At 62.9% G+C, this 8,491-nt stretch carries 5 protein-coding genes; 4 read left to right on the top strand and 1 reads right to left on the bottom strand.

Translation table 11 applies throughout. The features are described 5' to 3' along the window. Positions 1–704 precede the first annotated feature (704 nt). The 3 genes from ACFTWF_RS43140 (at position 705) to ACFTWF_RS43130 (ending at position 5,510) form a co-directional block, all read left to right on the top strand. Complete coding sequence (locus tag ACFTWF_RS43140; RefSeq protein ID WP_378467181.1) at positions 705–1,289, top strand: Clp protease N-terminal domain-containing protein; 585 nt, start codon at positions 705–707, stop codon at positions 1,287–1,289. Positions 1,290–1,590: 301 nt separating this feature from the next. Then, a complete protein-coding gene (locus tag ACFTWF_RS43135) occupies positions 1,591–4,395 on the top strand; it encodes a DUF4365 domain-containing protein (RefSeq protein WP_378467180.1) in 2,805 nt (934 codons plus the stop codon). A 227-nt stretch (positions 4,396–4,622) separates the two neighbouring features. Then, positions 4,623–5,510: a hypothetical protein gene (locus tag ACFTWF_RS43130; RefSeq protein ID WP_378467179.1), complete on the top strand. Its 888-nt coding sequence runs from the start codon at positions 4,623–4,625 to the stop codon at positions 5,508–5,510. A 331-nt stretch (positions 5,511–5,841) separates the two neighbouring features. Here ACFTWF_RS43130 and ACFTWF_RS43125 read toward each other — a convergent pair whose 3' ends face one another. Continuing rightward, positions 5,842–7,044, bottom strand: coding sequence for a DUF4238 domain-containing protein (locus tag ACFTWF_RS43125; RefSeq protein WP_378467178.1), 1,203 nt, complete (start codon positions 7,042–7,044; stop codon positions 5,842–5,844). Between the two features lie 645 nt (positions 7,045–7,689). Here ACFTWF_RS43125 and ACFTWF_RS43120 point away from each other — a divergent pair. After that, on the top strand, positions 7,690–8,340 hold the full coding sequence (locus tag ACFTWF_RS43120) for a GIY-YIG nuclease family protein (RefSeq protein ID WP_378467177.1): 651 nt from the start codon (positions 7,690–7,692) through the stop codon (positions 8,338–8,340). Positions 8,341–8,491: the final 151 nt, after the last annotated feature.

Here is an 8,491-nt window from a genome sequence, read left to right as displayed (position 1 = left end):
GCTGATCCCGGTGCTTCGCACCGGGAGACGGGGCGAGTCGCTTCGCTCCCCGCCAGGGAGCCGCTGCGCGGCTCGCAGTGGGTCCCAATTGCGTTGCCGTCGATCGAGTCCGCTTCGCTCCTCTGAGTTTCCGACATTAGGTGCTCACCAGCGCTTTTTATCGGAGCGTTCGATCCGGTTCCCCGCATCCCAACGAGGCTGGGGAGGCGGGAGAGTGTGCCTGACCCGCCGTATACCCTCTTTCCCGCGACACTCGATGTCATACCCACAGCATACCACCTCACCTCGAACACGCCCACAACAATTGAAAGCAGACAATACTCCAAATATCGTTATTTGCAACAGATTACAAACCTTACAATCTCATATTTGTGCATAATTCACGTAAATACTTATGCATCAACAATTTATCCAAACATATTACACATCAACAACTTTCAAGATCGGTTCCGAACCGGGCGAAACGGACGCCGGGTGGGCGTGTCGACACCCCCACGCACCCCGGTGCCGGCACTCCCCCGTAGGGGTCGCCGGCACCCCCACATCACAAACCGGGGACATGTCATCACACCAGGTCACAATGCCATTACGCGCCGATCCGCTCATAACCACCTACCCACGGCACAGGACCCCCAGAATGAACAACAGGGAAGTCAGCAGCGGATCGCGTCGTACAGCGACGCCGGGGGAGGAAGTGCGTCATCGTGTTCGAGAAATTCTCCGATCAAGCCCGCCAAGTGGTCGTCCTCGCCGCCGGCGCCGCCCGCACCCACCACCAGAACTCCGTCGACACCGAACACCTGCTCGTAGGGATCCTCGACGCCGGCGGCCCCGGAGCGGCCGCACTGACCTCCTGGGGTGTCACCACCCCGGCACTCGAGAGCAAGCTCGCCGAGCTCAGCGCACCGGCGGGCTCCACGCCGGCGGCCGGGCACATCCCCTTCACCCCGCAAACGAAGAAAGTCATCGAAGGCAGCCTCCGCCACACCGCCCTGCTCGGACACGAGCAGATCGGCACCGCCCACCTCCTCCTGGCCCTGCTCGACGACCCCACCTCCACCGGCGCCCAGATCCTCGTCGACCTCGCACCGCTGCCCATCAGCGACATGCGCGAGCACCTCAGACGCGAACTCGCCCAACAGCCCACTCCAGGCCCCACCCACCGCGTCCCGATCCGGCTCAGCGACGACGAATACACCCGCGCCGACGCCGCTGCCCACGCCGCCGGCCAGAACCTCGAAACCTGGATCCACCACCGCATCACCGACGCCCTCAACCACCCCGAATAGCACGCTCAGACACAACACACACGCCCCCGTAGCGCCGCCCGACCCGCACACCGGGACATGTCATCTCCCGGGTCAGCGGGACCGGTTCGTCGACCAGCCCCGATCCGGGCCCACCGCCGTCAGGAAGGGCGTTCAGCGCCTCCGCCTCGGTGTCGAGGATCTCCCGCACCGTCCTCGGCGGGACCTGCACCGACAAAAACGATCGCCGCTTCGTAGCGCGTGCTCCGTCACAAAAAGGACGACGGCAACCTGACAGCTAATGTAGGTAACCGATCAGCGAGACGGTACCGAGGCGGAGGCTATGGCGCGGCGCGGAAGTGAAACTGAGCAGACTGGAAATATCGGTGAAACCGCCGTGAAGCTCGAGTTCGAACGACTGCTGTGGCATGTTGCACCAAATCCAGCCGGCGAGGTGGGCTCGGACCTCTTGCTGCAGGCCCGAGACAACCGCCGATTCGACCTCGGTGCGATCGTTGGCGCCCAGGTCAAGTCGGGACCCACCTTTTTCAAGGAACCCGAGCACGATGAGTCGGGCGACCTAGTGGGGTGGTGGTTCCGGGACAGCGACGACGAGTACCTGAAGTACTGGCGGGACCATAATGCGCCTCACATCGTCGTGCTGCACAACGAGACGACAAGGACGTCGCACTGGGTCCACGTCACTGACGACAAGATCAAATCCACTGGTAAAGGATCCAAGATCCTTGTTCCGAAGGCCTCCTCCGTCATTGACGAGGACCACGCCGACGAGCTGCTGAAGGTAGCAACCAATGACCGTGTCGGCCTTCGCTGGGAAGGCAGCGCCTGGGACGGAGGAGCATCGATCTTCACGCCTGATCAGCTCCGGTACGCCCTGCTCACACCGCGACTGATCGCGCCCCACCCCAACCGGTCGGTTGATGCACTGCGTCCGGATCAAGCCACTGCTCTCTTGATGAAGATGAGATTGGACAAGCTCGATCCAGAGCCGCTTCATCTCGAGCTCAAGGGGAAGAAGGGACCCGTTCCGTCCCTCGGTGAATGCCGGGAGTCGAAAGAATGGCGCTGGCAGTTCTACGCGGCACTCCACGATCTACTCGTCGGTGGAGGAAATCTTGAGACGCTCGAGGCGCTCATCAACACGACGAACGAGCCCCATGAACGCGCTGCCGCCGCCGTCTTTGCCTGTGCAATGAGAATTGAGAACGGCGACCCTCATGGTGGTATGGCACTCGTTGCTACCGAACTCGACAAGGACGAGTGCGATCCCGTCGACCACGACTGGCTGGTGCTGCATAAGTCGCGATGCCTCATCGAACTAGGCGAACTGGAGGATGCCCGTCGGCTTGCCCTCGAAGTGCAGCGGCTGCGCACGTTCGCTCCCCAGGACCCCACCGCCATGGCCATTGCCGGCTCCGGCGCGGACATCATCTTCACTGCAGGCGAGTGGAGCGCTGTGTCCGAGGTAGTCACCGGCCGCGACACTTTGGCAGCATGGTGGCGGAGTCAAGAAGTAGGGTGGGGTCTGCAAAACCACTTCGACGATCACTTCACTGCGTGGGCGGAGGGATCTACACCGACGGCCGATGCCGGTGACGAGACCTGGCTGAGGCTGCGCGCTGCGTCTTTGCTCGCCAGTACGGCAGCTGATCATTCGTCGTGGCGACACACATCCGGCCTTCGTGCGCAACACATCCTTCTCTTCGGCACGGGTGGTGAAGGCGACATTGTCAGCGCCCTGACGATGCTCAGTCGAGTCGGCGACAGCAAGACCCTCAAAAGGGCATGCAGGCGGTTGCTGCAATCGGGACCGGCAAATGCTGTCCGTGTAGCCGCCTCTTCCATCGATCTCGAGGTCGCCACGCGAACTTCCGTACGTGCTGACCTCCAGTTGGTCACGTCCGCGGCGGACGTTCTGGACACCGCCACCGCCGACGTCCACGCGCGGTGGATCCTGTCGAACCTGGCCGATACAGCCAAATTCGAGGTCCGGTTCAAGCCTTCCTTCCTCGTGGTCACGATCCTGCTGGAGACCTTGAGGAACCTCGTGCCGGCGATCTCGCCACCAGTGCGACGGGAGCTCATCGACACCGTGCTGGCTCTGCCACCACAGGGCGATACGAGCAGAGCCCACGACTGGGCAAGCGTGGTGGCTCGAATCCCGTCCAATGAATGGACCGACGCCGACCGTACCGCAATAGCCGGACGCCCCAGATCGGGGGACGACGCGGAACTTCGAAACGTATTCGCTGGAATCCTCGCGGACGCAGACCCTGACAATCGCGATGCGCTCCGAGCTCGCATCAAGGACGGCGACTTGGGTGCACTCGGCGCATTCGGCGACGTCCGTGATCTCGACCCGGACACCGTCCATGGACTACTCGAACATCTATCTGTCCGACTCGACGAACAGATGGAGCAACTTCGACGCGATGAGAGCCGAATCACCGGGCAGAACGTCGCCGGGACGATGGTGTTGGTCAATGCCTGGCATCCCGACCAGGCTCTATGGGAACCCATCGTACGGCTTCTCTCCCTCGACTGTGCCTTCGTCGACCATCTCCAGAAGGCGCTGGTGTCGCTTCGCCAGCACAGCGAACGCCTTCCGGAAGAAGTAGCTGACACACTCATCGAGCCGCTTCGACGGCTGTCGCTGAACGGCGCCAAGAACCACTTCTTTTTCGGCATCCAGGACATTCGTGGCGAAGCAGCCGGCGCCCTTGCCTCGATCCGTCCCAGTGCCGTATCCGATGCCGAGCTGTGGGACCTGATGACATCAGACAGCAGTGAACAACGCCAAGCTGCCGTCCGCCTCATCGCTTCCCGGGGAATCGGTAAGGGAATCGATACTCTCTGGGCGATGTCCAGAGATGACGATGCATGGGTCCAATCCGTGATCGCCAATCAAGTAGCCTTTGCGATGTCCGAGGACGATCGCTGTTTGTCTCTCCTAACGCGGCTGCTGTCGAGTAAGGGGACTCTTGTTGCGCGCCTCGTCGCGGTTGCACTCAAGGGCTTTCCGAGGTCAGCAGACGCGGACAAGCTTGCAGACCTGCTCCGTGATCACATCTCCGGTGAAGTCCGCCGCGCCGTTGCTGCTTACGAGGAGAACGCCCAAGCAAAATAGGCCTGTTCGCAGCCACGTACTCGCACTCGCAGCCGCGGATACCGTCGCTCAGGACCGCAATCCAGACCGCCGCCGACGTCGGTGGTGGTGGTGGTGGTGGCGGCGGGCGAGCCCCAGGTGACAGTGCCGTTTAACACCGACACGAACACACCCAGACCGGACTCCTCGATCGAATGTGCACTCGTTTGAGCCCTCTTTCTGTCCCAGCCCTGCCCTACGCTCGCCTGATGACCCGCCACGACGAACTCCTGGAAGCACTCAGGCACGTCACCATTACCCCGCACGTACCTACCGCTGAAGACTCGTCGGCGCTTCGAGCCGTTGAAGCTGGACCTCTTATGCTCGATCTTCACGGCGTGGAGCTGGGGTATGAGTACCGGTCGCCGTACAGCGCGACACTTAACGAGCTCTTTTCGAGCCACGGTGGCCTGTACATCTGGGACGATGAGGGCTTTCGGATCCGCGGCTATCTCTATGTGATCCAGTTCGATTCAGGCTGGGTAAAGGTTGGATGGACAGTCGATCCCGGAGACCGCCTGCACAAGCACGCTGCGCATTTCTACCGTGAGCACGACGGTATGAAGATCACAAGGATGTGGGTGTCGATCCCTGTGTTGAATCCGCGCAACGTCGAGAGTTCGCTGCTCTCCCACGCCCGTCGACTCGGCGACCGGCAGCGCTTCTCTCGGTGCACGGACACCGCCAACCACGGCGAATCCGAGATGTACTCCGGTCTCGACTTCGAGGAAATGGTTGGTGTCGCGTCCGGCCTCGAGGTCATTCCAGTGACGCATGAAGCCGCCGTGCACACGATCGGACTCCGCCGACAGACCAGATACGAGAGGCAAGTCGTGCGGGCCCTCGTGAAACACCTTCAAGAAACACAGATGCACGACGGTTTCGCGGTGCCAGAACCGGAGAACATCATCTTTCCGAGCGCTAGCACCGCCCCGCTGACAGACCTCGATCTCACAACAAGGGAAGACCTGCGTCGCCTCTTGATCCGTTACAAGGTGGGCCACCTCGACCCGGAGCCACAGGGCAACCCCAACGAGCAGGGCCCCTCGCCAGATGGCATGTGGAACCGTGTACGACGTCTGTTCAAGAGAGCGTAAATCAGCCGGGAACGCGCAGGATTTCCCCACGACGTTCCAACATTGTGCATTACGGATCCAGCGGCACCGCCGATCCGAAGCAGAGCACGCACACCGAATCAGTAGATATGGCCGGCCGCACTACCGAGCACCAAGCAGCCTGCCCCGTCGATTCAGCTCCTCGCGTACCGATTCGGTCGCCTCAAACGTCGAGAGGATCCCGCCGGGTGCTGGTGCTCAAATACCATCCACACGTTCGGATCTCCCGTCATCACCCGGCGCACCGCGCGGTAGCACCCCGCCAGGAAGAGAGGCCGGAGCGTGCCGTCACTACAGGTCGGAGCGCAACTAACTACCCGGTGTACCACCGCGGCACCGGCCATCCCGGTGCATCGGGGACGCCAGCCCACCGACTGCGAGGGGTCACTCGTTCTAGGAGTAGACGCAGTGCTGTGACGTCGTCGAGCTGAGCCACCTGATCGTCGTCCAGCTCGGCGGCCTGGGCGCGGACCGGCACCTCGAGGTGCACCGCGATGTCGTCACCGGGTCGCTCGAACGCCGTCGAGGCGGCCGCAGCGACGATCTCGTGGTTGGCGCTTCGAGTCTCGTCTTGATTGAGCAGATACGGTTCGTTGTGCCTCAGATCGGGCCTGAGCATGACCAACAAGTGTTCAGGGCTGAGCGGGTAGAGCACCGCCGCGCTGAACAAGGCGCCGATCGTGACGTCCCGGGTACCCGGGGGGCCGGCTACGAACACCACCGGGTCATCGCAGGTGACGATCGGTTCCGAGGTCCGGTAGACCGCCCATTCCCTTCGATACAGGCTGCCTGCGACCGTATTGCGGATGTCGGCGAACATCAGATTGATCGCCTCGGTCTTTGGATCGGTGTAGGTGTTGGCGAGCATTGCGTCGAAGGCAGCTTCACTCACTCCCATTCGTCGATAGAATTCCCGCTTCGCCCCGATCGGACCGTTGATCAGCAGAAGTGAACGCTCCCGGTTGCTCACGGTGCGAGTGACCTGAAGTCCGAGAAAGACAGACATGTCTCGCTTGAGCTCGTCGTCCACGACCAGACCGTGTTCACGGCATGCAAGCTGATCGAGCCGATCTGCGCACTCGTCCTCGATCCGGGACAGGTGCTTCTCGATCCACCGCAGCGGTTGATCCATCGTGCTGTCAGGTGCAGGTAGGGAGTAGAGGTTCGTCTTCTTCGCGACCTCTTTCGGCCGCTGTGGCGGCGATACCTGCCGGCGGTCAACGAGAACCGGTTGCACTTTCTTATCCACAGCCCACCGCTTCAGGTACATCCGGGGCACGTAGTGGTGCTCCTTGCCACGCTCCTGCTCGCCCAGGCGCAGCGACTCCGCCACGAAATCCTCTGCCAGCCACCGGTGCTCGAAGCGGATCGCCGCCATCATCTGCATCAGGTCTTCAACGGTCATCTGCTGCTCCTCGATTCCTATTCCCCGGGCGCAGTCAAGCGGCCGCGGCCTTTTCGTCCTCGCCGCTGACGACGAGGTACGTCCGGGGTTCACCTGGTCGCCCTGCTGCATGGGCTCCCCCAGCCGTTATTGGCTTCCCAGCATCCCAGAGCGGTGCGACACCCCCGGTCAGGCGATGGCAGGATGCGTTGTGGTGGTCGGCCGAGCCTGAACTGCGACACAACCACTGTTTGACCTGTGGTGATGACACGTCCCACCAGGTCGCCAGCGCTGAGGCGGCCCGGGGCGGAGAAGCCAAGTCCGATCATCACGGTGCCGGAATTGCGCTCGACGGTCGAGCCACCGCCCACATCCAGGAGGACACCCAGTACCCCTCCCAACGCCGTCATCGCCATCGCCCGGTCACAATCGTGCTGACCTCACTCGGCACCGGTGCCCGTGTGCGGCCGAAATTCGTACACCACGCCGTCAGCGACTCGCGCTTCTCGGGTGAACCGGCGGGAAGAACTCGTTCCGTGGCAGTGCGGTGAGTGAGACGATTGCGATCCTGTTCTGCGCCGCGGCGATCACGGCGACGAGCTGGAGCAGGTGGCCCGCCGGCGCGCGTTCTCCTCGCTACGTCGTCGTCATGCGATCTTGGCCGACCACCCGTTGGTTGATCATGCATCGAATGGCCGGTCGACGCCTGCGGCAGCAACAGACCCTCAAACGGACATGTCGTTCCCGCGGTTCATTCCGCCGCGACCATCGCTCCCGGTGCCGACCTGGCTTCCGGACCTCCGCGAGATCTTCGGTATCACTGACTCATACCCGTGCGAGGGCTCCACCGTCACGGGTGGGCCCTCGACGCGTTCACTTCGGACCCACCGAGTCCAGATCGTCAGCCGCTCGCGGCACACTGACGACCATGCAGACCCCGCCCCAGCGGCTCCGCTCGATCCGGCAAGCACCATCGCCGCCCTCGGCGCCACCCATCACGCGCTCGACGACCTGTCCACACTGCCCGTCGCGCCAGGCCTGTACGCGTGTTGGGCAGCTCCCGACGTGTTCCCGCAACCCACTTGCCCGCCGCGCCCCACCGACACCGGGGCCCGGCTGCTCTACGTCGGTCTCGCAACCAAACTGCGCCGACGCATCACCAGCAACCACCTGCGCCGCAGCAGATCATCCACCCTGCGCCGCACTCCCGCCGGGCTACTGCTCGACACCGAGAGCTACCGAACCCGCCGCACCGACCGGGTCCTCATAGTCGACGAAGACGAGATCCGCCTGATCGCCTGGATGCATGCCCAATTGCGGGTGTCCTGGTGTGAGCACCCGACACCCGCCGCCGTCGAGGCAACCGTCATCGAGCAGTGGGCGCCGCCGCTCAATGTCGCCCCGCCAGCGGCACGGCCTGTGCCGTGAGCGAGGCGGCGCGTGCGGCCTACTTCGCCAGCGCTCTACTGATGTAAATGGTGCCACGCACGGAACCGCCAGTGTGGCCCGCCGTCCAACCCGATGTGACCTAGGACGCACGTCGACGGCGCCGCAGATCTAATTGCGCTTGCTCTTGGGT

The sequence above is a fragment of the Rhodococcus sp. NPDC056960 genome (genome assembly GCF_042674125.1).
GTDB lineage: Bacteria > Actinomycetota > Actinomycetes > Mycobacteriales > Mycobacteriaceae > Rhodococcus_F.
The sequence above is the reverse complement of the archived record's forward strand: the minus strand, read 5'-3'. Positions and strand labels throughout refer to the sequence as shown.

Bases quoted from the DNA above. Each gene is read 5' to 3' on its own strand.
- ACFTWF_RS43135 (WP_378467180.1), top strand. From the start codon at position 1,591: ATGGCGCGGCGCGGAAGTGAAACTGAGCAGACTGGAAATATCGGTGAA.
- ACFTWF_RS43130 (WP_378467179.1), top strand. From the start codon at position 4,623: ATGACCCGCCACGACGAACTCCTGGAAGCACTCAGGCACGTCACCATT.
- ACFTWF_RS43125 (WP_378467178.1), bottom strand. From the start codon at position 7,044: ATGCAGCAGGGCGACCAGGTGAACCCCGGACGTACCTCGTCGTCAGCG.